Origin of the sequence: Kangiella shandongensis (assembly GCF_020005365.1) — a bacterium.
Lineage (GTDB): Bacteria > Pseudomonadota > Gammaproteobacteria > Enterobacterales > Kangiellaceae > Kangiella > Kangiella shandongensis.
This window is the reverse complement of record NZ_JACNML010000012.1, coordinates 1-26,653: the sequence shown is the minus strand read 5'-3', so window position 1 is coordinate 26,653 and position 26,653 is coordinate 1. Positions and strand designations below refer to the sequence as shown.

The following is a 26,653-nucleotide window of genomic DNA, read 5'->3' as shown; positions in this document are numbered from 1 at the left end:
ATCATCTGCCCATTGCAACAGTTTGGTCCCGCTATGAAGTTCTTAATGTCTACATCTGTGCTCTATACCTTATGCGTGTTAATCTGGGGAAGCACCTGGTTCGCTATCGAATATCAACTGGAAGGCGTCGCTCACGAGTACTCGTCATTCTATCGTTTTGCTTTGGCAGCGATACTGCTGTGGGTTTACTGCATTTTTAAAAAGCTTCCTCTTAAATTCGGTCTGGTACAGCACGTCTGGTTAGTGCTACTGGGCACCTGTATGTTCAGCCTGAACTATATCCTGTTGTACAAAGCTCAGGTCTTTCTGAGTTCGGCCATGGCTTCCGTGATCTTCTCGTCGGTCCTGATCGTGAACATTATCAATTCCCGAATTTTCTTTAAAACCCCTATTACCGCTCGTGTCGCCATCGGCTCTGCGCTCGGTCTGGTCGGCATGGTTTTGATCTTTTGGGACGAACTCAGTCACTTCAGCTTAGAAAATACCACCGTATTTGGTCTGACATTAGCCATTATGGGCGTTCTGGCCGCTTCGATTGGTAACCTGGTCTCGGTACAAACCCAAAAATATGACTTGCCGGTCATACAAATGAATGCCTTTGGCATGGCCTACGGCGCTTTAGTGAGCTTATTGGTGGGACTCGTTCAGGGCAAAACCATTAGTTATAACCTGTCCCTATCTTATAACATTAGTCTGGTGTATTTAGCGTTATTTGGTTCCGTTTTCGCCTTCGGTTGCTACTTAACTCTGCTTAGACGTATTGGCGTTCACAAAGCGTCTTATGCCGTGGTGCTGTTTCCAGCAGTTGCCCTGATTATTTCGACCTTATTCGAGGACTTTCAATGGACCTGGTCGGTTGCCCTCGGCATTCTCTTCATCGCCGCAGGCAACGTCTTTGTGATTAACCGTAGGGACCTTAGTAAAGCACAGTAACAGGCCCCTTACAGTGATGCTGGGGTCGACTTCAGCATCACTCTGCCCTTTACTGACATCGTTTTCGGATTACGGCAAGACCTGATAATAATAACAATAGCAGCCAATTAAAACTCCCGCCGCCACCGCTGGACTGTGGCTCAGACAACGTAAGCCCCTGGTTAGAGGCTTTTATTTGGTAATTCGAGTCAGGACCGCCAGAATCACCCGCCTGTCCATTACCGTCCTCATAATTCGTCCAGGCACCGTTAGCCCAGTCGACCACAGTGGCAGGATTCGCATCGAGAGACAGTCCCGCAAGGTCCTGAACATTAAGGTTAATATTCATAGTTGTGGTCCCGGTGGTTGAGCTGACAGGAATATCGGAAGGGATCGTGAAAGTCGTTCTAAAAGCATCATCCTGATAACGCTTGAAAGTGAAACCATCGGTTTCCTGAGCCAGCCAATCAGATCGACTGGTCGCCAAAACCCGACTGAAATTACCACTGCCACCATTACCACTTAAACTGATAGAAGGCGCTAAGCTTACCGACTGACCTGAATACTGAACAATACCACCAGAAGAGTTCCTGACTCGCATCGGTTTGCTGAAACTAACATACAGGTTGTACTGCTGGCCGGCACTTAAAGTGTCGTTAGTTGTGATAGACAGACTGCGGCTGCCGGATGCTGACTGCCACGATGCGGCATAGACTTCGGTACCATCAGCATCTGTTATTTTAACCTCTGTGACATACGCTGGTCCCGCCTGATGATACAGCATCAATAGCTGCCCTATCGCCAGCTCATCCCGGACCCGCGCAATTTCGCTGGCTGGCAAGATAAAACCGGAATGACTGGCACCGGTACCACCATAAAAGGCACCGCCGTCAGGTTCATTGGCAAACCCCATCGGAGGTTCAATTTCCAGCGTCCAAGTTGGGATTAGATCGGTATAGGCGAAATAGTCGGCGGTTGACGGGATACCACTGCCAACTTCACTAATAACCGGAAAGTAATCCGAGCCTTGTGCCCGTGTCGCATCCTGAAACTTTCCAGCTAAACTATTTGTGATTGCATTACGGCGACTGTTAGCTGGCTGTGGTACAAAGAGGACACGTGAAAATGAATGCGTATCCTGGTAGAAACGAAGTCGATTCCTTGGACCCAGTTTCGCCGCCTGCAGTAGAGCCTGCGTTTCAGGTTCTGAGAATGCAGAAGTACCACCGTAGATTAAACTGGTGGGGGTACTATTATCAGGCTGCGCACCAAAAAACACTTCGCCATTACGGTTTAGATCAACACCATTCAGACGGTCACCTTCTGTCGATAATACCTCATCAACATTAGGCATATTTTTACGTCTCATTCTGCCATCTCTGGGCTGAGCGAATTTCTGCGTAGGAGTAGAACCCGCATTTGTTCCTGGTGTTTGTGTTACTTGTGTAGGAAAACGCTGAGTCTGTAAAAAGCCATCAATATTCAGAACAGGGATAATGACCGTATTGGTATTCTCCAACAGGTACTGCACCGTCCCTTGATCATTTTTACCTTCAACCAACTGCTCCATCAATTCTGTAACCGCTTCTGGGCTCTGCCATTCGCGCGCATGAATACCGCCATTAATTAAAAAAGCAGGCTCTCTCTGGCCACCTATCGTTTGTGTATCACCGTCACCAAAACGGTAAGCAAAGATATCACGGTTATTATGAGTCTGACCGACGATACTGCTACGCACTTCGGCATGATTAATAGCCAGCGATTGATGCTGACTATGAAGACTGTCATAACTACGGAAACCATCCACCGCAGCCAGTGAATTTATTGGCTCAGGAACTGGGTAACCGATAGCAAGTTCATTACTCGAGTTAGTGTTTTCGGTATAGGTTAAGACTTCAGCCGAAGCTGAGCTAGAAGATAAGAGTAGAGCAATACCGATAAGGCTTAATGTTACTCTAACCATGTTGCCACCTCCTCTTTTATGTCTGCAAACTTTATATAGTCAGCCGCAACAATATCGCGTAACACGCCCTTCGCTTCAGGATCACCGGATAACCTGAGTAGCAATAAACTATTCGCCACCATAGTTCTCGAGTTAGAATTATTCTTAATGTTCTGGAGCAGCCGGTTAAAATCTATTGCTCCGTGTGACGAGTTAGCAATAGCCGCGGCGCTACTGGCTCCGAGCACTTCATCCGCTAATAAGCCATAGAGTAAGTCTTCGTCATAAGCAGAAGCCGGCAACTGAGAATAAGCAAACAAGGCCTGCGAAGACAACTCTGTTTTTTGTTCGATAAGTTCCTTCAGAAGAGTCCTCTGCTCCTGAGCAGAGAAGTATTGATTTAAGTTATTGAGAATCTGACGTTTGAGCCAGTGTGCCTCGTCTGCCTTGAGAACCGCCATAGCAGCCTGTTTATTTCCCGTCAATTCAGCCAGGTCATTCAAAGCTATAACACTACCATTCGAACCATCGGCTTTATATGCATCAATCAGTTGACGTAAAGTAGATTCATTTATGGGCTGAGAATCTTTAACGGCTTTTCTTGCCGCCAGCCTTTGTAGAGACCCAGTGGTACTTTGCTTAACAAATTGTTGAGTGTTAGTCACAAGAAGTGGCTGCATTTTAGAAGCTTCTACAGCTACTTTATTTTTAAAAAGTTTATATTCGGCAAGTACCTTAATATTATAAACAGGAATTGCGACAGGACCTTCAGCATGGACTTTATAGGCACGCGGTTTATGTTCGGTTAGATTCAATAAATAATCACGCTGTTCATCGGTAAGACTATCTGGCCTGATACTGACAACTTTTTTGTAGAGTTGGTAATCTTTTTCTAGTCCGGTTATCTCTTGTCCCTTAAGATCAGCATCTGTATGTTTTTCAAAGTCTGCTAACTGTTGCTGGGTGTAAATTTGATTTGGTGGAAGCTCTGAAATCAATAAAGGGCCTTTTTCAACAGCATGGATAAAGCTGGAAAAAGTAATTCCAAATACCAAAAATAATCGTTTTAATTTCTTCATACACACACCTGTTATCCGCTCCCAAATGCTGACTACGCAGCTATTAGACCTTAAATCATGGTGTTAGTTACACCTAAATTAACTTCTTAGGATTCAAAATAGCCTCAAGCTTTCGCTTAGGTATGGATGTTAATTCAATGGCGACCTCTAATATCGAGCGTTCTTCTTTTCTTGCTTTGTATACGATTTCCGATGCTTTTTCATAACCTACTTCAGGAGCCAGGGCCGTCGCTAAAATAGCATTCTTACTCAATAAAGCCTCTAGTGCTTCTGTATTTGGCTCAAAGTCTTTAATCGTTTGTGCTAACTGGTGAGCAGAGTTGGTCGCCAACTTTAAAGATTGCCATAAATTATAAGCGATCATTGGCAGCATCACGTTGAGTTGAAAGTTACCTGATTGGGCACCCACAGTAATACTGGTATGGTTCCCCATAATTTGAGCGGCAGCTTGCGTCACAGCTTCAGGAATGACCGGATTGACTTTGCCCGGCATAATACTGCTGCCTGGCTGAATCGCTTTTAATTGAATTTCGCCTAAGCCACTAACTGGACCACTGTTCATCCAGCGCAGGTCATTACTAATTTTCATTAATGCCGTCGCCAAGGTGTTTAAAACACCAGATACGCTGACGCTGGCGTCCTGTCCCGCAATGCTAGCAAAGGTGTTCCCAGTTTTCTTAAACGGTAATCCGGTCTGCGATTTTACTTTTTTGACGAACTCCGTCCGAAACTTAGCCGAGCTATTAATACCAGTGCCAATCGCCGTTCCGCCCTGAGCCAACTCAGCAGTCTGAGGTATGAGCTTTTTGATCGACTTCAGGGATGCCTCCAATTGGTATGCCCAGCCTGACAGCTCCTGCTCCATACTCAACGGCATAGCATCCATCAAATGAGTACGCCCCGTTTTTACCACCGACGTTAACGACTTCCCTTTAGCTTTGATGGTTTTGATTAACTGTTCAAGCGCCGGAGATAAATGCTTCACTAACTGCTCTGTAGCCATCATAGCAAGCGCCGTAGGAATAACATCGTTACTACTTTGTCCCATATTAACGTCATCGTTGGGGTGCACTTTGGTTCTCGAATTAGAAGCCAGATGCGCCACCACTTCATTGACGTTCATATTAGTGCTGGTACCAGAGCCGGTCTGAAAAACATCAATCGGGAAGTTATCAGGGTTAATCAGATCGTTAGAGAGGATTTGTCTGGTCGCTTTGGTAATAGCCTGGCGCTTTGTTTTACTGAGCAGTCCCAGTTCACAATTAACTTCTGCTGCCACCTGTTTGATCAGCACCACTTGCCGGATGAAATCTTCCGGCAAGGTTAAGTTGCTAAAATTAAAGTTATCGACAGCCCGCTGAGTTTGCGCCGCATAAAGCGCCTCTTTCGGCACTTTAACGTCACCCATGCTGTCTTTTTCAGTTCGATATTGCTTACGTTCGGCCAAAGTAACCTCCTTCTACTGTTCATGCCCGAAACCATCAGCTCCCTTAATAGTGAGGAGGAACCTCCTCTTGCGGGTTAAATGGTTTATTCGGAAGATTAGCCTCAATATCCTGAATTTTGTCGCCAATCAATGAAAACTTGGACTGCAGTAATCGAATAATTTCGTCCTGCCTGATCACGATACGGTTAAGTTGCTCAATCGTATCGTCCTGAAAGGCAAGCTTAGTTTGAAGCTCATCAATTTGATGCTGTAATGATTCCAGAGTGCTCATGGTTTAACTTTTTGAGGTTATGCGTCTTCAAGTTTTACCATGCGCGTCCCTAAAATAAAAGCGACGATGCCTATAGCCGATAAAATTAATACCGGAGTCATCATTTCCCCGTAAGAGAAGTTTCGCCATATAGCACCTTCAAGCGCCAAAATCGCCCATTTTACTGGGCTAAAATCACTAATGGCCTGCATCCAACCAGGCATCACAAACAGCGGTATCATAGCGCCGCCAATCATACCCATCATAATCAGAAAAGCATTGGTCATGCCTGCAACCGAGCGTTCGGTTTTGGCCAACGAGGCAAAAAACATCATCAACCCGACAAAGCAAATACCTGACGCTATGACCGCTATAATCAGTTTACTAATGTCAAAGCTTACCCCCAGAATAAAGTAAGCCACTAAAAATAATAAAGTCACCACAATAACCTGAGCCACAAAACAGCCAAGCGCTTTTCCGGCAACAATTTGTGTACGACTGATAGGGGCAACGATTAAACGGTTCATGGTGCCTAATGTCTTTTCCTGCACTAAGCTGACAGCAAAGCCGATAACGCAGCCCATAATCGCCCAGATAGCACCTTGTGGAATGGTAATGGAGTAAGCATTTCTCGGGCCAGAACGCTGCACCAACTCATCCTGCCTGGTTACTTTCAGCGGCACCATTGGGTTTGCCTCCGTATCACCACCAAAACTGATAGAGCCACCGGCGTCCTGTTGCTCTTGGGCTAACGCTCTCATCTTAGGTAGATAGTCACCCAGCAAACTTTTCCATTCAGCCGGAACTTCATCGCTTTGTTCAATCTCTATTATCGAACGATCAAGCTGTTCAGTTAAGGCATCAGCATTGGTAAAAGCATTCTCAAAACGTTTAATACCCAGCTTCATCAAGGAGCCTTCCAGATACCCCGCCTCAGCTTTGCGCGATGGATCAATACCAACCAAAATGTCAGGAGCATTCCCACTAAACACACTTTGGTAATCCTCACCAAACCCTTGAGGGAGAATAAAATAAGCAACTAACTTCCCCTTTCTAACTAACGTTTTGGCGTTAACCTCATCAGTTAATTGAACTTTAAATTCATCGGCAGCAGATAACTCTGTGATGAATTGCTGGGACTGTTCGGTTTGATCCTGGTCGACCGCAGCGACACGTAGAGCCCTCGAACCATTACCATCGCCAGCAAAAATCGAGCCAAAAACCAGAGCAAAAATTAAGGGAAAAATAAAAGTAAAAAAGACCGCCATTTTGTCTTTAAACAATAATTTAAAGTCCTTGAGCATTAAAGCAATCATCTTCTTCATAGCTAATTCCTAATCCCTTAGTTGACGGCCGGTTAAGTTTAAAAATACGGCTTCCAGATCGGGGCGATTCATTGAAATATCATACACCTTATCAATGTCTCTCAATGCGTTGGTTAAGTCCTCTGAAACATTAGCCGAGGAAAAACTTTTCACTCCCTTTTCAGAACTGATACTCAACTTGGTATCACCGCCATACTGGTGCAATAATTCATTGACCGTTCCTAAGGCCAGTAACTTACCGTGATCGATAATACCAACCCGATCGCATAACTTTTGCGCTTCTTCCATATAGTGTGTGGTATAGATGATGGTTTTCCCCAACTCTTTAAGTTCCATCACATTATCAAACAACTTATTACGTGACTGTGGGTCAACTCCTGCTGTCGGCTCATCCATAAAAATATAATCCGGGTCGTGTAACAATGACGCTGCCAGATTTAGTCGACGCTTCATTCCACCAGAGAACTCAGATACCCTGTCATTAGCTCGGTCTTGAAGCCCAACAAATTGCAAAGCCCAGTCAATACGACTACTTTTTACGTCCGGCGTTAAACTGTATAGAGAAGCGAAAAAAGCCAGGTTATCTAAAGCCGTCAATTCTTCATACAAAGCGATGCTTTGCGGTACAAGCCCAATGTTATACCGCGCTTTCATACTCTTCGGCTCGAGACCATCGAGCTCAACAGAGCCACCGTCAGCGTCTATAAGCCCGGTCATAATAGAAATGCTGGTGCTCTTACCGGCGCCATTAGGTCCTAACAGACCAAAGATATGCCCTGTGGGAATTTCCAGCGAAACATGGTCCACCGCTTGAATACTGCCATATCGCTTTTGTAAACCTTTAACGATTATCATCCATTACCCCAAATTATCAATTCCGCGCATCTAATTTACATTAGATGCCACAAAAAGGGCAAAGGTTTAGTCATAATAGAATTTGGGGCTGTCCTAGATAATCAATTTATCTTAGGATGGCTATATGAGGAAGAGTCGCTTAAGCTGGTATAAACAATCGAGGTTAATAGAGCTATTTGTTGCCGGTTCAACGGCACGTACAACGGCACAGCTTATTGGGGTGAATAAGAACACGGCGAGTTACTATTTTCACCGCTTGAGAGAGTTGATTTATAATCACTCGGAAGAGGCGGGTTTTTTAGGTGGTGAAGTCGAGGTTGACGAAAGCTACTTTGGTGGTCGGCGTAAGGGCAAACGAGGCCGTGGGGCTGCTGGGAAAGTACCGGTATTCGGCCTGTTAAAACGTCATGGCAAGGTTTATACGGTGATTATCCCGAATGCTAAAGAGCAGACATTGCTGCCCACCATTCGTGATAAAGTGAAACCTGACAGTATCGTTTATACGGACACGTTTCGCAGTTATAACGCGCTGGATGTGAGCGAATTTAAGCACTGCCGAATCAACCACAGCGAGCTGTTTGCGGACAAACGCAACCATATTAATGGGATAGAGAATTTTTGGAACCAGGCGAAGCGCCATATGCGTAAGTTTAATGGTATTCCTAAAGACCATTTTTATCTCTATTTGAAGGAATGTGAGTGGCGATTTAATTACAGTGACCCAAAGTTTCAAATTAAACAGTTAAAACAATGGGTTAAAGACGGAATGGGCTAGTTATCTAGGACAGCCCCTAGAATTTTATTTTAAACAACAACGCTTGGCTTTAAGACCACTACCGCATGGACAGGCTTGATTGCGGTTAATTTTTTGAACGGTTTTAGGCTGAAACTTACCATCGGTATAGAGCCAGAGGCCATCCTCTAATACGAAGTTTGAAATTTCATGAAAGGTATGCAATTTGTCTTTATCGATAAAACTGGCTTTAAACTCGACAGTTCCCTTAGGACCCTTCTCTGAACTATCGATTACTTTCAGGCCGCACCACTGAGTGTTTTTAGCACTAACAGTAAACTCATCGGCGGTAGTACTGCCGCGAAAATCCGCATGATGCGTATCAAAGATATACTGACCCAGTCCAAAGAAGTAAGCGCTGTAACGGGAACGCATTAACGCTTCGGGACTATCAGGGGTGGTTTGTTTTAAATGAAAAGGCTGACAGCACTCCCCATAACTTTTAGGAGTGCTATTCGAGTTCTTACCACAAGGGCATTTATTTTGTGATGCTTCTAGCGACTTCATTCCACAGATCTTTCCAGTGAGGATTTCTTGACTCAATTAGTTTGATTTTCCATTGACGTTTCCAGGCCTTTAATTGCTTTTCTCTTTCCAGACACTCTTTAATATCGTTGCCCACATCGAAGTATACTAACCGCCTTACATAATATTTCTTGGTAAACCCATTTTTCTTTGAGGCCATAATATAAACACAGTACTGCTTCATAATAAGTCACTCACCTGTATTCCTTTACAAGATCCTGACTTTCGTCAGGATGACTAACCGTTAGGTTTAGTGCCAAATTAAAAACATGTCATCCTGAGTTTAACTCAGGATCTTATTAAACTGTAACTCGTTACTTCTCTGGCAACTCACAGTAACCAAACATACACCGCGCTTTGATCTCTTCGCGGATTTCTTCTGGTAATTGCTGCTCCCAATCCCCCTGACCCAGTGGAATCTTAGTTGCGATATGGCGAGCCGAAATATGTAAATTTTCGTCGTTCCAGGTCTCTACTGGCACTAATAATTTATTACTCGTTAAGTGCTTTAGTAGGTACTGTACGTTATCTTCGACTTCGACATTATCCAGTGTGATGAGTTGATTATGACGCCGGGTTGGATAGACGTAAACGTTCGTATTCCCGGAAAATAACTTACCCATGGCTTCAAGGATACCGCCTTCCAGTCCTTTGTAGTATTTGGTATCAAACAGCTGATCAAAGTCGAGAATACTAAGGACAATACCAATGCGGTTCTGCGTATAGCGACGCATCCAGGAGCGGAGTCGGAAAAAGCGCAGGTAATCGGAAATCAGTACGTTGTAGCCCAACTTATTGAGCAGGTCGACACGCGCCAGAAAGCTGGCATCATCCGTTTCAATATCACTGTCCAACTCAGCCATGGTAATTTCAGCGACGGTACAAACCTTATCGTTACTGACACCTTCTTCTTCCATAAACTGCTTCATGGCAGCCTCGGTCATATCCACATGGACTTTTGTCGGTGGCTTAAAGGAGCCACGGATAACCAGAACATCCTTTTTTCGCAATAAGCTCATCGGTACTTCCGAGTTGCCTTCAGGATCGAACATCACGGCACGACAGCACCAGGAACGAACCAGATGCAGATTCATCAGACGGTTTTCAACATCCTCGAATTGGTGTCCCGAGAAGTGAATTAAATCAATCTCGATACGCTTCTGTCCCAAAGGGTTCACCAGATTATCAAGCAATGACTCGATAAAGACTTTGGGCTCTTCACTGTAATTAAAGGCACCATAAACCACATTGACGCCTAAAATACCCAGAGCTTCAGACTGCTCACGATTAGTCTCATCCAGCATTCGTACATGCATCAGGATTTCACTGGCAGGCGCTCCGGGTTCCAGTTGCAGGCGGAGACCGATCCAGCCGTGACACTCATTCTTCTGACTGTAGCTCTTCGCTGTAACCGTCGCCGCATAACTGAAATACAGAGTTTCCTGAGGACGGACAGTATCCAGACGCTTATGCAGCAAACCGTATTCATACTCCAGCATCTGTTCTAAACGCTCACGGCTGACATAGCGTCCAGCCTTACCATAAATGGCGTCACTGACCTCCATATCATAGGCAGACATGGTCTTCGCTACAGTACCGGCAGCTGCACCCGCTGAAAAAAACTGCCTGGCGACTTCCTGACCAGCACCGATTTCAACAAAGGTACCGTATTGTTTATCATTCAAGTTAACCGCCAGCGCTTTTTGCTCAGTTGTTAAAGTTTTATCGTGTTCGACCACTGTTAATCCTTACTCATATTGACTTTAAAGTACTGCATCAGCTCTTTAATGAATTGTGCCATAGTTTGCGTCATTAAGACAAAGTCAGCATCGAAACGCGCTAATTTGTCCTGAGCATCGATATCATCATTATCTTTTAGTAATTCATCATCAAATTTAATGCTTTTCAGCAATAAGTCGTTGGTTAAAACGGCACTGAACTCTTCATCACGGCGAATGCCCAGTTTCTGGACCCAGTAGCCATCTTCCAGTAATTCGTGAACCAACTCCAAATCCTGCGCCCCTTTAATCTTTACCACTCGCTCATCTTTAGGATCTTGCAGATCAAACTGCCCCGTCAGCTCTAACCCTTCAGGCAGGCCGTCCATGAGCCACTGATTCATAATCGAGCCAGGAGATTCTTCTCCCATCAAGCGAACAGCCCCTAAAGAGCCCAGGGTTTCAATCAAGAGTTCAACAAAGGCATCTGCCGCACTGGCACTGCCCGCATTAATAACCAACAAACCATGATGGGTATCAATGTAACCATGGGTATGACTCGACTTGGTCAAGGCTTTAGGTTTAAGCAGACTCAAAATATCATCTTTCAGAGTCGCTTTTTCCTTACCGTATACTTTACGCCCTTCAGCCTCTTCGATTGCTGCGACTCGCTCTTCCAAGGCTTCCTTTACCATACTGGCTGGAATCACTTTCTGCTCTTTACGCATTGCCAGCAGGTAACTGCCGTTCGACAGAAAAGCTAATTGCTCATGCCCTCGTCCTAGAGGAGAGACCCAGCCATAGGCGTCGGTTTCCTGCCGTCCGATAGCCTTAAAGCTTTGATTGTTAAGGAGCTCTTCTAAAGACTCTTGAGAATGCTCAAATTCTTCATTGAGATAATAAATAAAACAGTTTTTAAACCACATAGGAGCCTTAAGCAGTGACTAAGAAATATGACGCGTATTATGCCAAAACACGGCCTTGATACTAGCCATGGCCAGTGATTTTTTTACAAATTCCGGGATTTTGCTTTAAATCCCAGACAGAGGCCCCATATGAACACCTTAGACACAATTATGGAGACACCATGTCATCTACAGACTTTTCAACTACAGAAGCTAAAGCTTCTTACGGTATTGGCCTGCAAATGGGCCAACAGGTTCGCGGCGCATTCCCTGGCGTTGGTATTGATGCAGTTGTTGCAGGCATCCAAGACGCTTTCGCAGGCAAAGAGTCTCGAATATCCAATGAAGACCTCAACGAAGCATTTCAGGAAATCCAAAAAATCGTTGAAGCCGAAAATGCAGAAAAAGCGAAACAGTTTGCGGCAGAAGGCGAAGCTTTCCTTACTGAAAACGCTAAGCGTGACGAAGTGACGGTTCTTGAAAGCGGCTTACAGTACGAAGTCATTACAGAAGGCTCTGGCGAAAAACCAACGGCTGACTCAACAGTACGCACTCACTATGCTGGTACTTTAGTCAACGGTCAGGAATTCGACAGCTCTTACAAGCGTGGCGAACCAGCAGAGTTCCCTGTAGGTGGCGTGATCAAAGGCTGGACAGAAGCACTACAGAAAATGCCAGTCGGTTCAAAATGGAAACTGTATGTGCCGCATAATCTGGCTTACGGTGAACAGGGCGCTGGTGGCGTGATTGGACCATACCAGGCTTTGGTATTCGAACTAGAATTATTGGATATCGTTTCTTAAGACCATGCCTAACTTTCAACAAAAAAGGTGAGCCAAATGCTCACCTTTTTTGTTCTAACCGCCCCATGCCATTACTTATTTACAACGAGCGGGACGGTATTTAGCAGCTAATGTCCCTCCTGAGCAGTCCCAGTAAGAGATCTGTTTTCCGTTAAACATAGGCACATACACTACCGTTTGCGGTCCGTAGCCTAACGATGGGTTGCTCAGATGAACGGTAATAACGCCGTCATTGACCACAACCTTTTCAATCATACCGCTTCGATACGACTCAGGCTGTCCAATCTCACCATAGCCGTTGTCAATATCTTCTATTTTGGTACCTTCCACTACAGACATAGCTACCTGTGCTTTAATGGCTTCAGCGGTATACATCGCTGAGCTGGTCTGTGCCCGCACGGTATAATCCTGATACGCTGGAATAGCAACAGCCGCTAACACACCGATAACCGCTACCGTCGTAGCGCCGCCTGCACCTACCATCACATCAGTAGCGCCATTTTCGAAGGTAAACTCCAGGCCCAGGTACTCTTTACCCGAACTCAGGCTCACACCAACGGTTCCTTTATCAGGGAAGCCCAGTTCACGGGCCATCGGCAACGAAACCAAGTCAATGCTGGTCCCTGATAAATCAGCCAACATAATCAATAACTCTAAATAATAATGGTAGCTGGTACGGGACAGATCATCCACCGTTGCAGTAAAGTTCAGCAAAGAAGACTGATAACCGTCACCTTGTTGCTGTTTAAACCAATCGGCAATGCTGCGTCGGTCTTTCTGACTATGCCTTTCCAGTAGTAACTGAGGCACGCTGGCGAAAACCACCTGGTCACCTTCTAGCATCCAAAAATAATTTTCATGATAATTATTTAAGACCATAGCACCTATTTCTGGACCAATCTCTGCCGAAGAAGGTTTTGCATCCAGTTGATTCATAGCGACTCTTAGATGATGGATGAGTGCGCCATTTTTTTCATAGGCTCGATAGTCAACCTTAACCTCTTCTTCCTGAGCCTTTAGTAGCAGCTTCTTAATATTCGTATTACTGTATCTGGTACTAGCAAATGTCCCAATTTCATCTTTGAAAACAACTACCTCTGGACCGAAAGCATTCAACAGCACATCAAGTTTTAACCCTACTTCACTCTCAAAGCCACTGTTTAATTGCTCCCAAGAGTCATAGTTTACTTCACCTAAAGCTTTTAGATGCTCAGCTATACGTTGGGCCTGCTCTGAAGTTGGCAGTGACATAATACCCGCCCACTTCACTTCACCAACAGCCTTCGCATCAATTTTGTTATCTACAATAGGTATGAAGCGTCTAACACCAACATCCGGCATATCCAAAATAAGCTTCAGGCGAGTTTTACCACTACTGACACCGTAACCTAATGCCAAACCATTAGCCTGGTCAACACCCAACTCTTTCAGCTTCTGTAATTCTTGTGGCGGCATGCCCATTTGCATCAAAGGCATCGCATTTTTAGGACTAACCCAGGCAAACAGTCCCTGGTGACTCGAATCAATGTTAGCCTCTAACGCTAGCATTTCATGTTGCTCGTTAGGCTTAATCGACTCGGCAGCTTTCTCAAGGCTGGTAACCGATGCGCCCATGCCACTGATGAGCGTTAAACGCTGATCACTGACATCAAAGTGGTAATAAATTACCATGCCCGGCCCCATGTTAATAAAGCCTTGTCCTGCTTTATTGCCATCGAGTAACTTTGCATTCGGCATACCTTGAGTAGCCGAGGTCAGCGCCTGCTTAAAACCATCAACCTTGTCGTAATCCAGACGTGTTCCAACATAGATAATAGGCTGTCCTGCGTTTTGATTAACAAAGGCTAATTCCAGCGGTCCTTTGGTATGCTCGAAATACAGCTCGGCCAATGGCTTCGCCTGCTTATCCAGCTTCGTCAGTATATTGTCATACACACCCTGCTGGATCTGTTTTACCACTTTAACATGCTCGGCATTACCCAGTGCATATTTAAAGCTATCGTCTTTTTGAGAAAAACTCCCCCAGGGGTTTGGCAAACGGGCATAAGCCACCGTGTTTTCGGGTAAGTGACCGTATAGCCACCCTTCTTCGGTTAAGCTCTCGACTTTAAAACCAGGTTCGGCACTTGAGCCTTTCTTTTCAGACTCTGAGCAACCTGTAATAATCAGTCCCCAGGCCAGCGTTGCAATCAGTAATTTTGTCATAGATAGTGCTTTCATGAGTTCCTCTGTGCGTTATTGTCGCGTCCTTAATAAAACCAACGGCTAGTGTATTACTGTCCTTAATTAATGGCAAATTGCCGTTTGCCTGCGTTCACGTAACATTCAGCATAAGGTCTTACACTAACTATTTAGATGCATGTCACATTTGAGAATTTCTTCCAGATCACATAGTTTAGATGGACTAACTCAGTAGGAGGCTTACAACTTTGAAAATATCAGTAAAAGTTATCTGTTTTGCACTCGCTCTTTTTACTCTGCAAGCGTGTGGCTTTCAGTTCTGGTATAACCGCTTAGGTTGGCTTTCTACCTGGTATGCCGACGATTACGTTACCCTGACATCTGTACAGGAAGAGCGGATCGAATCATTAGTCGATAAACATGCACTGTGGCACCGCCAAACCCAACTGCCACGCTATAACCAGTTTATTGACGATGTCCTTAATGATGTAAAAAGCAAACAGTTCAAGCAGAACTACGATACTTATGGCGAACGGCTAGTCAGCTTTTATCACGATATCTTAGCGCAGGTTCTGAATGATGCCGTCAGGGAGCTGTCCCAATTAAGTGATGCGCAGGTTAAAGAACTGATGCAAAACCTGAATGCTTCGGCTCAGAGCGAATCAAAAGATTATCTGGCACAAACCGATGAAAAGCGTCTGGAAAATGCCCACGACGAGGCCATAGAAAGTTACGAAGAGTGGTTTGGCAGCCTAACCGATTCTCAGGAAAACCTTATCATAGAAACCGTTAATCAGCTTAAACCCACTGGAAAATTAAGAATTGAGTACCTGAAAGAGTGGCGCCAGGCATTTAAACTCGCCTTGGCAGAGCGCCGATCTGAGTCCGGTCAACAGGCGCTACATAGTCTGCTCCGCAACCCTCGCCAGCTTCGCTCACCGCAGTTAATAGAAAACTCCGAACACAACAACCAGCTGAGAAAAGCACTACAATTAAAACTGTTTGAGTCTGCCAGCGAAGAGCAAACTGAACACTTTATTGATTACCTAAATGAATACCGCGAAGATTTTACCGAGCTCATCGCCGATGCCAATTAGGTTCTTGCCATTAAATCACAGCCTGTAAATAGTCATACCCTAAACTGATCCCGATGGCCAAGCCAAAACTGATCAAGGTGCCGATTAAAATATACTCGGTTAAACGGCGATCGTGCGCTTCTTTTAAGTCACCAAAGCGAAATACTGACTTTGCTGCCAGCAGAAAACCAACGCCTTCCCAGTGATTGGTCACGATAAATACAAAAATAAATAAGCGCTCGAGAAAGCCAATATAACTGCCGGCATTAGCTAGAGAATGATTGGTTTTCCCTGCATCGTCCACATTCAGTGGCGTCCAGCGTGAAATAAGCACCTTAATGATAATCGAGGAAACGCGGGTCAGTAATAGTACAGCGATTGCCAACAACCATAGCTGCTCGGCGTTTATCGCAAACTGATACAACTCGGGATAATAATAGCCAACCACCAGCACGATCATGATGATGTGTAGCAGCTGATCCATGATAAAGAGACTCCGGCGATTAAAAAAGGTCGACTTTTCTTCAATAACTAAACGGTTGCTGATGGATTTAAAGCCGTCGATGAGGTAGTGAGTAACGACCAGAACCAGCCAACCCAGCCCATATTCTGGTGAAAAAGCAAAGGCCATGGCGTATAAGGTAGCATGCACCAGGGAATGTAATATCAGCTTTTTTGAAACAAACGCCTTTTCTTCCTTATCTTTGATCCAGGCGATTGGCTGAATTAGAAAGTCGGCGATCAAGTGCGCCGCTATTAATTTCAATAGTAGAATTGTCATTACTCACCCTGTTGTAATCGTTTTATCACTGACTCCCGATAGTAGCGCTCCGTATCCACAATGGCATCATAACCTGCTCTTGATAAACGCTCGCTGACCCTGCTTTGCGGGATAGACAATATCTCAGCAATCTCCTTTTGCGTTGCGTTCGGATTCTCAAGACTGGCTGCAACAACCTCCGCACTGGTTTCTGACCAGTCATCCATGGTGAGGAGAGCTAATTTGATGAATAGATTAATCGCTTTATCGAAATCTTGCCAGGGTGATTTGATAGCAAGTGTCTGTTTTTTGAGCGAATCGAACATTCTGCCAGAATTAATGAAGGCCTCACCGTTAGACTGTAGTGCCTGTTCGGCTTGCGTTTCCAAACTGCCAACCCCAATGGCCATACGTACATCCAGCTTTTTGAATTGCTTGATAACCGCCTTTAAACCTAAGGCAATACGGAAGGCTTGCTCCGGCTCGTAAATAATCATTTGAAAACTATCACCTCGGAAGATCTGCCAATCTCTTGGTGACTCACCAAACTTAGCTAGATACTTCTGTAATGCCAACAGCCACTCATCGCCATCATTACTATTTTGAGAGTTAACAATATCTCCTGTAATAACAGCGACTTGTGATATCGGGCCTGCATTATGACGTGCTTTCTTACTCATTCACCACCTGCAATACTTTAACAATCTATATACGCAAAATACCGTATATAGCTAAAAATACGCTTTTTCACGTATAAAGTCAAATATACGTTAAGTTGCGTATATTTGACTATTGTGTTTAAGGTAGTGCTTTTCCATCAAAACCTTGATAATTAAGCTGCAAGGCTTTAGCCAGTGTTGGCGCTATATCCGTCGTGCTGACTTTGTCTTCGACCAACGTTGGCTGGAAGGATTTACCGATAAAAGCAATCGGTACCTGTTGATCATACTGATGAACAGAACCATGGGTGGTACCAAGACTTCGGTTCACCAGATAGTAAGGCTTGAAAAGCAAATACATATCTTGAGCCCGTGGCTTATAAAAAACTCTTTGAACATAGCGGCTGTTATTATCTTCGCTCTGACTCAGCGCATCAGCCAACACCACCTGCTGAATATAATCCAGCTGCTCTATTTCTTTGGCCAAACGACGCCTTTGCTTCATGCTTACGCCATCATTAAACAGAAAATAATGACCTGCTTTTAGTTCAATAAGGGGCTTATCATGCCCAAATTCCTGCTGAAGCTTGTCGGCGATAGCCATCACGTCATCAATAACTCGCTGCTTAGGGATTCGTTTCGAATCTCTGCCCTGCTGAACCAAATACTCAGGCAAAGGTTGCACCCCATGATCTGCGGATAACGCGATCACAACATCATCACCGAACTGCTGCTTAATCGAATCGAAGAAGTCACCCAAATAACGATCCAGACGAAGCATATGATCGAGCGCTTCCTGGCTATAAGGCCCCCAGGTATGTCCTATATAGTCCGTCGCCGATAGACCAATAGAAATAAGATCAGGCGTCTCGTCCTGTCCTAGCTGTTGCGAATTGATAATATACTGGCTCGCCTCAAGAATATAGCGATCGGCAAAAGGAGTACGGCTAACCATGGAGTGGAAAGAACGGGTATCCGCACCGGACTTTAAGCGATACGGGAAGTTCTTGTTATCAATCAATCTTTCGCCGTCGAACAAATCCTTCCGTGCCAATCGATCATAAAAGCTGGCGGGCTTTAAACGGCGCCAGGTATCTGGAGCATACTGCTGGATTGGATGCTGCTGATTAAAATTTTGTATAAAACCAGGGAGCTTTTGCGCATAAAAACTGGAGGTCACCAGCTGTCCGATTGATTTATCGTACCAGAAGACACCATCAGCCTTACGTCCCGCCATCAGGATCCCCGAGCGATCTTTACCCGACACAGAATAGACTTTCGATTGTGGATACCGTGCTTTTAGCAAATCTCCCACAGTTGGGGTTAGTAGATTGACAGGGGACACACCTGAGCGCCCTTCCAGCACGCCATCGACACCGATAACATGCTGCTCAGGATCTGCTACACAATAAGTCACTTGCTGTGACTCATGATCATAGAAATAGTTGCCGGTGATGCCGGTTTTATTAGGAAATGCCCCTGTTAGCAGCACCGAATGGCCAGGGCCAGTTAGAGTCGCCGCATGATCATGAAATGCATTACGATAAAACCGGCTCTGCTGCCAGATAGCTTTAAAGCCACCAGTATAGTGATCTTTGTAGCGCTCCAATAAGTCCTGGTGCCATTGATCAATAGAGATAAACACCACCAATTTAGGCGGTGTAGCCTGTTCTAAGCTTTTATCCTGAAATGTGCAACCAGCAAAGCACAACATAATCCCCAATAAAAGGACAAGGCAAGTATTTCGCATGGTGGAAGAAGAGAAGATATATTTAGAGCAAAAGATATCACAGCACCTTCAAAGGTGCAGTAACATCCTTACGAAAATGGGCTGATGCTAACAAATAATAAGAAGTCCGTTTCCCGAAACTGGCTAAGACTCTTTAACTTTCATCTGTACCGTTAAGACGTCACATGGAGAACCATGCAGCACACCATTAGCCGTTGAGCCTAATAGTAACTCCCAGCCATTTTGCCCATGAGTGCCAATCACGATAAGGTCACACTGATGCTCCTCGGCAAACTTTTTAATGACACGAGATGGTTTACCAATTTCAATGTGCTGCTTGCTTTCAGAAATACTGAAGTGTTTACCCAGTTCTTCCAGACGCTTCTGCTTCGCTTTGATAGCCTCCTGCTCTAACTCTTCCGTATTGACAACCACCGCACCAAAAGGGGCTCCGGCCCATAGGCCTGCATCAATAGGCTCTGCAACGTGTAGCAGCTCAATCTCACCGCCTTTGGCTAACACGCCTTGTGCTTTCTGAATAATCTTTTTACTTTCTTTGCGTAAATCAACCGCTACAACAATATGGTTAAATAACGACATGGTTAACTCCTTAATCACAATGCCTATTTAAAACAATAGCATAGGGCGTTTAGTAAGTCTTGATCAAGATCATAGTATAGGAAGCATAAAAAAACGCCCGGAGCGGGCGTTTTAATAAAGCATAAGCTATTGAATGTTATTCAGCAAACTCGTCCAGAGCCTTGCCGGTTAGGCGGTAGCCTAGCCACTCCTTCTGTGCTTTAGCGCCAATAGAGTCATAAAAATCAATCGCCGGCTGGTTCCAATCCAGGACAGACCAGTCCAGACGCTTACAATCATTATCTACCGCGATCTTAGATAAACGCTTAAGCAATGTCAGACCTATTCGTTTTCCTCTAAACTCCGGCTTAACGAACAGATCCTCCAGATAAATGCCATGCTTACCCAAAAACGTGGAATAACTGTAGAAATACAAGGCAAAACCTGCACTCTGCCCTTCCCACTCAGCGATTAAACAATGCGCCTTAGGCTGCTCGTCAAAAACCGTCTGCTCTATGTCGCTAACCGTAGCAACGACTTCATCAGACATTTTTTCATAGTCAGCAAGTTCCTGAATAAACTCAAGGATCTGCGGCGCGTCTTCACGCACCGCTTCCCTGATCACTAATTTACTCATTAGCTTTTATACTTCTTAAAGTCGTTGCTATACCATTCGAACTGATTCGCCGTCTGCTCGCTAACTTTTGTCATTCTACTAACAACAACGATAGCCAGCATCGCTAAAATAAAGCCAGGCAATAGCTCATACAAGCCAAACAGAGCAATATCAGTATTGTTACCAAGGTAGTCCCAAACCAGCACTGAAACAGCGCCAGTAACCACACCGGCCAACGCACCCTGACGAGTCATATGTTTCCATAGCAGTGATAGAATAATCACTGGACCGAAAGCAGCGCCGAAACCAGCCCAGGCCTGACCAACCAGATTCAGAACATTCTTACTACCGCTCATAGCAACGCCGATACCGATACCGGCTACCAGTAAGACTACAAAACGGTTCACCCAAACCAGCTCTTTTTCAGAAGCGTTTGGACGAATATGTGGCTTATAAACGTCTTCCGTTACCGAACTGGAAACCGCCAGCAACTGCGAATCAATGGTACTCATGACCGCTGCCATAATCGCAGCTAGTAAGAAACCAGCTAACCATGGATTAAATAATGCTTGCGTTAATAACAGGAATACTTTCTCGGCACCATGCGAAGTATTCAAGGCAGCCACTTCTTCTTCCGTCAGTAACTTGTACTCGCTCGCTGCAAAATCGCCACCAAAGTAAGCAATACCGGCAAAACCGATAAATACCGCACCCAATACACAGATAATCATCCAGGTCATACCGATGCGACGTGCTTGAGGTACCGTGTTAACACTTTTGATCGCCATGAAACGTGCCAGGATATGCGGTTGACCGAAGTAACCCAAGCCCCAGGCCATCAGTGACAAGAAAGTAATCCATTTAAAGGTATCGTTTTCAAACAGACCGGCCGTAAAGCTCGCCATGTTCTCTTTACCCATGGCTTCACTGGTCGTACGAACGCCTTCAACGATATTCTCTAAGCCGTTGTACTCAACCAATAATACGATAGGCGCTACGACCAACGAGATCGCAATGATTAGGCCCTGGAAGAAGTCAGTCCAGCTTACCGCCAGGAAACCGCCAAGGAATGTGTAAGAAATAATCACAATGGTACTGACAAGCAGTGCCGTGTTGTAGTCATAACCAAAACTCGACTCAAACAGCTTACTGCCGGCGACCAGACCTGAACCGATGTAATAACCGTAGAAGACGATCATAACCAGTACCGCAGCGATACGAAGCCACTTACCACCATCGTGGAAACGCCCCGCAAAATAGTCTGGAAGCGTTAATGCGTTATCCGCAATCTCAGTGTAAGAGCGCAAACGACCAGCAATAAACTTCCAGTTAAGGTAAGCACCTATCACCAGGAAGACGGCAATCCAGGCATCGGACAGACCAGAAAAGTAAATGGCTCCAGGTAACCCCATCAGGATCCAGCCGCTCATATCTGATGCGCCAGCACTCAGTGCCGATACAGCGCCACCTAAGCCACGACCGCCCAGCATATAATCACTGGAGTCATTGGTTCGCATATAAGCCCAAACACCAATCCCCAGCATAAAAATCAAATAAAGCCCAAATGCAATCTCGATCGGGCCAATACTCATTCCCCAAAGTGTAAATAGTTCTGTACTAGAGCTCATATAACTCCTCTAAGTTAAAATTGAGTTCACTCAGCGTTTTTTTGAGCAGCCCTACTCTGCAAAATACTGCTCAAGATATTCTTCAAAGCTGAGGGTTTCACTGTCTTCGATCACCTGCTGCTCAAGGATCGATTTTTCAGCCTCTCGCGCAAACATTTCCTGCGTGCGCGGCTCAACAGCTTTAGATAACAACTCCTGCTGAGTTTTTACTGAAAGCCCCATCGTGTAGCCAAAATACCCTTGCCCACTACGCTTAATATCATCGTAGTAGAGACCTGAAAATGTTTTGGATGGATCATTAGCCATCTCAATGGCTTCCGATAGTGCTTTCGTATAAGCCCGCGTATGGTTACATTTATCGAGTAAGACTGCAACCGGCCTCATTTCCTCAAAAATCTGCAAACTGGCATCTTTTAGCGGCAATGAGCGGTTATTTCGCAATAAATTCAGCTCCGGCTTACGGCCGTAATACACCACGCGACGGAAGTTTTCATCGTTTTCGGCATTCTCTCGGTCGGACTGCTCCTTACTTTCCTGCAATAAGCAAAAGAGAATAAAGACGTCCAGAAAGTCAATCTGAGCTTGGCTAATCCCCAAAGGATCAAATGGATTCAGATCCAGTGAGCGAACCTCTACATATTCGACGCCACGTCGATTCAAGGCCTGGGTTGGGCGTTCGCCGCTATTAATAGTGCGTTTGGGACGGATCTTAGCGTAGTATTCATTTTCGATTTGTAGCAGGTTTGCATTCAGCTGACGGTATTCACCATCAACCTTAACCCCTAACTCCTGATAGAACTGATCTGGCGTACGAATAGCTCGTTCCAACTCAGCAGTATACTCTTCTAAGTTATTGTGGCGAATAGAAAACTTGGATTGAGCATTGTTTTGATAACCTAAATCACTCATACGCAAAGAAGTGGCATAATCGCCATACATGGTACCGTCTGCTTCTTCGGTTAAAAACGCCCCGCCCTCGCCTTTGGTAAACGATTTACAGATAGCTGGGGAGGCACCAAAAAGGTAAGGCAACAACCAGCAATAACGTAGATAATTACGAATCAAACCAAGATACTGGTTTGAAATAAAGTCCTGTAACCCTTCTTCTGAACCACAAAATTCGCGATACTTAGGCCAAAACTCCTCAGGCAATGAAAAGTTATAATGCACCCCAGCGATGGTCTGCATATAACGCCCATAGCGATAGCCCAACCCGCGACGATAGATATGCTTCATCATGCCAACATTTGAGGTGCCATAATCAGCCAGAGGAACGTCTTCTTCCTTCGTCATAATACACGGCATACTACCCACCCACAGCACTTCATCGTCCATATATTGGGTGATATAACGATGAATCTCGTCCAGCCATTTACGTGGACCTAAACGTTCTTGAGTCACAGGAGTAATAAGCTCAGGCAAAGCCTCCGAGTAATCGGTAGTAATATACTTGTTGGTAAGTGCAGAACCCCATTCTGTTGGGTGTGACTTTTTTGATAAATAACCGTCAGCAGTGACTCTCAGACTTTCCTTTTCAACACCACGGTTAATTTTCGTCAGGCAATCTGCAGCTTCTGACTCTATAAACGATAAAGCAGACCTATTCAGTTTAGGCTCAAACATACTTATCAGGAGGGGTAGAAAATAGTGTGTTTACTATGCCACAGCATCGTAAAATTTTGAAGCTAAGTATTTGTGCTAAAAAGGTAATAGACTTTTTATATAACCACCATAAAAACAACAAAAGAAAGGGAGCCGAAACTCCCTTGACTACAACAGACGCGATTATTTCTTTTTAATCGTTACGTTAAGTTCTTTCTGTACTCGTTGAACTGGAGTGAATAACGAGGTTGAACCATTCGAACCACTATGAACACCCCACGCTTTATTATTCCATGACCAGCCACCGCCGCTGTCACCACCAATAGAGTTATCACCTGATACGCGAACCAAGTTTTTAACCGTAACACCATCGGTAAAAGTTGCTGTAACTCCTGTCGCGATGACGTCGTGATTACAGGTACGAGTATTAGAAGAACGGCCATACTCACATACAGACGAACCTGGGAACATAAAGATCGTAGACTTGATGCTGTTCACATCACGAATACTTGCCGAAGTCGCCCAGAACTCTGCTGGCTCAATATGCGTTGTTGTATGATACTCAGCATCACCATTGCCACGCTCCTGCGACCGCCATGTCATACTGTAAATTGACGACGTCGACTCTTCGAACTGATTCAGGCCCGTACAATGAGCTGCCGTTACGATACCATCACCATTTGGGCCACTCACAGCCCAGCCACTGGTACACTCTCGGAAGCCATCGTCACGCAGCCAGTTTCCGCCACGGCTGTGCTCTAACGTATAGATTTCTTCATCGCTCTGAATCACTTCAAGATCAATGTCGCCCTCAGTAATCGCCTGCAAACCGCGAGGCATATCCTGATCACGTTTAGCGCTGCGCTGCAATATTTCTAACACTTTCGCTTTATTTGGACCCTTCGCAGGATTTGGCATAGCCATTTCAACTTTCACTTTACCCGTACGAGCATCGAAGTACGTCATGAAATTACGCTTACCCGCTTTTTTCAAGACATCTGCCATATGCTCCGCACGCTGAATGTTTTCCTGTAATGAGAAGCGACCACCTCCTTGTACTGAAACATTAGCAGGCAACTGCACGCTTGGTACACGACCCACAAATTGGACATGGGCCATTTGACTAGGCGCAGGCTCAAGCCAGATACGTGAAATTTTGTTTGGGAACTTTTCCATCAGCTCCTGAGCTTGGGCTTCGAACTTTTCCTGAAACTTCATAGCTCGAGCAATCGCCGCTTTATCAGCTCCCTTCTCGCGCGCCAAAATAGCCACGTCAGCCTCAAAAGCTTCTGCGCTGGTCTGCTTTTTGAATTCAGCATTATCATAATCAACAGATTCCTGAGCTGAAGCGACCGAGGTAGCTAATGCCAAAGCCATTGCTGACGTTAGCATTTTGACTTGAGTTCCTTTAAACATTGATCCGTAATTCATAAATAATTACTCCTTTAACGATATGAACTAAATAGTTAAGCAACACCTATCTGGCATTGCATCAGTGGAATAACGAAGATGATAAAGAGGGTATGGAGAACTCCATAGTTAAAAGATAAATCCCTATCAACTCCCAGCAGAACGTTCTGCTGCAGCAAAGCTTCCATACTTTACCTGTAAAAAACTTAGCCTATAAAAACTCCAAAAACAAAAAAAATTCAACCTTTTGAGACTTGGGTCAATGCAAGTAAGCATCATGTCAATTTAGCTGACATTTGAAGGAAATGTCCTAATTAAAGTAGGTGTGATATCCTACAAAACATAACGACCATGACTGTTAACATGGGAAAGACTGATAAGAAAAATTATACTAAAAATATTACCTTCATATAGTGGCTGGTAAAATGCCGGCAATACAAGGAAAGCACTTCTGTCTTTTATGACAGCATAAAATAAAGAATATTAATTAATGGAGTCAATAAAATGGGACGCATAATTTTACTGTTGATTTGTTTGTTGAGCCAGTCTGCCTGGGCTATCAGTACCGCAACTCAAAATGTTTTTCATCACGCACAAAAAGGTGACAGCTTTGAAGTGGAGCGATGGCTCAGGAAAGGAGGAGACCCTTCACATCTTTACTTCAGTAAAGGGGAAGGAGTGAGTCATGATAAGACATTCACACCTATGCATGCAGCATTAGCATGGGCAGAGTCTGATAAAGATCCTGCGGATGTAGTTCGAGTTCTACTCAAGTACGATGCAGATTTCGAGTACTTTGCCGATATTAACCTTAAGTATGCCACAAAAGATTCATTCACCATCCCACCTTTATACCGAGCAGTAATGAATGATCAGGTGGAATCAGCCAGGCTTTTGATTGAAGCAGGCGCTCCCATCGGTTACAACTATCGAAGTTTTAAAGAGCCTGAGCTGGATATGGACGACCCCGCAGCAGTTTTTGGAACTGAAAAAGCTTGGAGAAGACGTGCATCGCTGGCGAGCTATGTAGACTCAACTCCTATGGCTAATATGTTGTTTCAAAAAGGTGCTATATCTGTGACAGATATGGGGGATATGCTGAACGTAAGGAAAGACTTTGTCCCACAAGCGGGGTATTCAACATTGGTCGAAGAGTACTTACAAAGGTTAAATAACCTCAGTAGAAGTAAAAAGCTGAGCACTTTTTCTGAAAGTTTCCAACAGAAAGTCAGCAGACTTAACAAATTGAAGTTTAGGTTAATTGGCGCTTTAGTTTACGTTAACGACGCTAAAGGGTGCACATTAGCAAAGCACCTTTCAGAAAAAGCCGGAAGAAGTTTAAATCTGGGCAGCGTCATTGCATCTAAAGGAAGTCCCTTTTGCTATCAGTACTTCAAAAAACAAGGAATGCTCTGGCCAGAGTCCGCAAAAAAGATTGGTGCAGGACCATTGCATGTTGCTGTGAAATACAACAATAAAAGAATGATAAAGTGGCTAATAAAGAAAGATCCAGAACTTTTAAACAGTAAAGATAAACAAGGACGACGCCCTTTACTGTACTCCCAAAGTGATGCCATGGTGAAATTCTTGCTGAGTCTTGGAGCCACACCGCCAGAAGAATGGAAAAAGTGATCGTTCATAGGATGGGTTAAGCAGCAGCTGTATAATCAAAGTTAATTTTTGCTTCGCTACTCAGTAAACGTAGGTTGGGCTGAGTGTGCGAAGCCCAACATGAATCGCCCCAAGTTTTCTAGATACCTTTTAGCTTCATAAAATAGTTCTTTTCAAACTCGACTGGTGACACATCATCATTGTTACCATGTCGTCGCTTGGCATTGTAAAACATTTCGATGTAGTCG

Annotated in this window: 25 protein-coding genes; 5 read left to right on the top strand and 20 right to left on the bottom strand. The window is 44.7% G+C overall.

The features are described 5' to 3' along the window. Window positions 1-45 precede the first annotated feature (45 nt). Window positions 46-933: a DMT family transporter gene (locus H7708_RS12275; RefSeq protein ID WP_223671155.1), complete on the top strand. Its 888-nt coding sequence runs from the start codon at window positions 46-48 to the stop codon at window positions 931-933. A 49-nt stretch (window positions 934-982) separates the two neighbouring features. On the opposite strand, the gene H7708_RS12270 is transcribed toward H7708_RS12275, so the two are convergent. The 6 genes from H7708_RS12270 to H7708_RS12245 all read right to left on the bottom strand — a co-directional run bounded on the left by H7708_RS12270 (window position 983) and on the right by H7708_RS12245 (window position 7,810). Beyond that, window positions 983-2,875: a M14 family zinc carboxypeptidase gene (locus H7708_RS12270; protein WP_223671154.1), complete on the bottom strand. Its 1,893-nt coding sequence runs from the start codon at window positions 2,873-2,875 to the stop codon at window positions 983-985. Next, window positions 2,863-3,933, bottom strand: a complete 1,071-nt coding sequence (locus H7708_RS12265; RefSeq protein ID WP_223671153.1) for a hypothetical protein — start codon at window positions 3,931-3,933, stop codon at window positions 2,863-2,865. Before H7708_RS12265 ends, H7708_RS12270 begins: the two co-directional genes overlap by 13 nt. Window positions 3,934-4,006: 73 nt before the next feature. Further along, window positions 4,007-5,341 carry a class II fumarate hydratase gene (locus H7708_RS12260; RefSeq protein WP_223671197.1) on the bottom strand — a complete coding sequence of 445 codons (1,335 nt, stop codon included), beginning with the start codon at window positions 5,339-5,341 and terminating at the stop codon, window positions 4,007-4,009. Window positions 5,342-5,423: 82 nt separating this feature from the next. Beyond that, the gene (locus H7708_RS12255) at window positions 5,424-5,651 is read right to left on the bottom strand and encodes a SlyX family protein (protein WP_223671152.1); all 228 of its coding nucleotides are present in this window, start codon (window positions 5,649-5,651) and stop codon (window positions 5,424-5,426) included. Window positions 5,652-5,668: 17 nt separating this feature from the next. After that, a complete protein-coding gene (locus tag H7708_RS12250) occupies window positions 5,669-6,955 on the bottom strand; it encodes an ABC transporter permease (RefSeq protein WP_223671151.1) in 1,287 nt (428 codons plus the stop codon). 9 nt (window positions 6,956-6,964) lie between these two features. Beyond that, entirely contained in the window at window positions 6,965-7,810 is an 846-nt protein-coding gene (locus H7708_RS12245) for an ABC transporter ATP-binding protein (protein ID WP_223671150.1), read from the bottom strand. A gap of 124 nt (window positions 7,811-7,934) precedes the next feature. On the opposite strand from H7708_RS12245, the gene H7708_RS12240 reads away from it, so the two are divergent. After that, complete coding sequence (locus H7708_RS12240; RefSeq protein WP_223671149.1) at window positions 7,935-8,585, top strand: IS1595 family transposase; 651 nt, start codon at window positions 7,935-7,937, stop codon at window positions 8,583-8,585. A 24-nt stretch (window positions 8,586-8,609) separates the two neighbouring features. Here H7708_RS12240 and H7708_RS12235 read toward each other — a convergent pair whose 3' ends face one another. From H7708_RS12235 to H7708_RS12220, 4 genes are all read right to left on the bottom strand, one after another. Continuing rightward, a complete protein-coding gene (locus H7708_RS12235; protein WP_223671148.1) occupies window positions 8,610-9,110 on the bottom strand; it encodes a YchJ family protein in 501 nt (166 codons plus the stop codon). After that, the gene (locus H7708_RS12230) at window positions 9,082-9,312 is read right to left on the bottom strand and encodes a GIY-YIG nuclease family protein (RefSeq protein WP_223671147.1); all 231 of its coding nucleotides are present in this window, start codon (window positions 9,310-9,312) and stop codon (window positions 9,082-9,084) included. Before H7708_RS12230 ends, H7708_RS12235 begins: the two co-directional genes overlap by 29 nt. 130 nt (window positions 9,313-9,442) lie before the next feature. Further along, entirely contained in the window at window positions 9,443-10,867 is a 1,425-nt protein-coding gene (locus H7708_RS12225) for a TonB-dependent receptor (protein ID WP_223671146.1), read from the bottom strand. A gap of 2 nt (window positions 10,868-10,869) precedes the next feature. Then, window positions 10,870-11,772, bottom strand: coding sequence for a recombination-associated protein RdgC (locus H7708_RS12220; protein WP_223671145.1), 903 nt, complete (start codon window positions 11,770-11,772; stop codon window positions 10,870-10,872). A gap of 161 nt (window positions 11,773-11,933) precedes the next feature. Between H7708_RS12220 and H7708_RS12215 the strand changes: the two genes are divergently transcribed. After that, the gene (locus tag H7708_RS12215; protein WP_223671144.1) at window positions 11,934-12,554 is read left to right on the top strand and encodes an FKBP-type peptidyl-prolyl cis-trans isomerase; all 621 of its coding nucleotides are present in this window, start codon (window positions 11,934-11,936) and stop codon (window positions 12,552-12,554) included. Window positions 12,555-12,629: 75 nt separating this feature from the next. Here H7708_RS12215 and H7708_RS12210 read toward each other — a convergent pair whose 3' ends face one another. Continuing rightward, the gene (locus H7708_RS12210) at window positions 12,630-14,774 is read right to left on the bottom strand and encodes a pilin (RefSeq protein ID WP_223671143.1); all 2,145 of its coding nucleotides are present in this window, start codon (window positions 14,772-14,774) and stop codon (window positions 12,630-12,632) included. A 209-nt stretch (window positions 14,775-14,983) separates the two neighbouring features. Between H7708_RS12210 and H7708_RS12205 the strand changes: the two genes are divergently transcribed. Further along, window positions 14,984-15,832 carry a DUF6279 family lipoprotein gene (locus tag H7708_RS12205; protein WP_223671142.1) on the top strand — a complete coding sequence of 283 codons (849 nt, stop codon included), beginning with the start codon at window positions 14,984-14,986 and terminating at the stop codon, window positions 15,830-15,832. Window positions 15,833-15,842: 10 nt separating this feature from the next. On the opposite strand, the gene H7708_RS12200 is transcribed toward H7708_RS12205, so the two are convergent. From H7708_RS12200 to H7708_RS12165, 8 genes are all read right to left on the bottom strand, one after another. Beyond that, on the bottom strand, window positions 15,843-16,592 hold the full coding sequence (locus tag H7708_RS12200) for a DUF3307 domain-containing protein (RefSeq protein WP_223671141.1): 750 nt from the start codon (window positions 16,590-16,592) through the stop codon (window positions 15,843-15,845). Further along, a complete protein-coding gene (locus tag H7708_RS12195; RefSeq protein WP_223671140.1) occupies window positions 16,592-17,251 on the bottom strand; it encodes a SatD family protein in 660 nt (219 codons plus the stop codon). The genes H7708_RS12200 and H7708_RS12195 overlap by 1 nt, the downstream gene beginning before the upstream one ends. Before the next feature lie 118 nt (window positions 17,252-17,369). Then, a complete protein-coding gene (locus tag H7708_RS12190) occupies window positions 17,370-18,944 on the bottom strand; it encodes an alkaline phosphatase family protein (protein WP_223671139.1) in 1,575 nt (524 codons plus the stop codon). 159 nt (window positions 18,945-19,103) lie between these two features. Next, complete coding sequence (locus tag H7708_RS12185; RefSeq protein WP_223671138.1) at window positions 19,104-19,559, bottom strand: universal stress protein; 456 nt, start codon at window positions 19,557-19,559, stop codon at window positions 19,104-19,106. A 136-nt stretch (window positions 19,560-19,695) separates the two neighbouring features. Then, complete coding sequence (locus tag H7708_RS12180; RefSeq protein ID WP_223671137.1) at window positions 19,696-20,175, bottom strand: GNAT family N-acetyltransferase; 480 nt, start codon at window positions 20,173-20,175, stop codon at window positions 19,696-19,698. Continuing rightward, window positions 20,175-21,782 (bottom strand): sodium/proline symporter PutP, encoded by a 1,608-nt coding sequence (gene putP, locus H7708_RS12175; RefSeq protein WP_223671136.1) that lies wholly within the window; start codon window positions 21,780-21,782, stop codon window positions 20,175-20,177. The genes H7708_RS12180 and putP overlap by 1 nt, the downstream gene beginning before the upstream one ends. Before the next feature lie 51 nt (window positions 21,783-21,833). After that, window positions 21,834-23,405: a glutamate--cysteine ligase gene (gshA, locus tag H7708_RS12170; protein WP_223671135.1), complete on the bottom strand. Its 1,572-nt coding sequence runs from the start codon at window positions 23,403-23,405 to the stop codon at window positions 21,834-21,836. 162 nt (window positions 23,406-23,567) lie between these two features. Next, a complete protein-coding gene (locus H7708_RS12165) occupies window positions 23,568-24,815 on the bottom strand; it encodes a S1 family peptidase (protein WP_223671134.1) in 1,248 nt (415 codons plus the stop codon). Between the two features lie 483 nt (window positions 24,816-25,298). On the opposite strand from H7708_RS12165, the gene H7708_RS12160 reads away from it, so the two are divergent. Then, window positions 25,299-26,426, top strand: a complete 1,128-nt coding sequence (locus tag H7708_RS12160) for an ankyrin repeat domain-containing protein (RefSeq protein WP_223671133.1) — start codon at window positions 25,299-25,301, stop codon at window positions 26,424-26,426. Between the two features lie 118 nt (window positions 26,427-26,544). Here H7708_RS12160 and H7708_RS12155 read toward each other — a convergent pair. After that, window positions 26,545-26,653, bottom strand: a 109-nt coding sequence (locus tag H7708_RS12155) for an IS3 family transposase (protein WP_223669690.1), incomplete at its 5' end; no start/stop codon positions are given.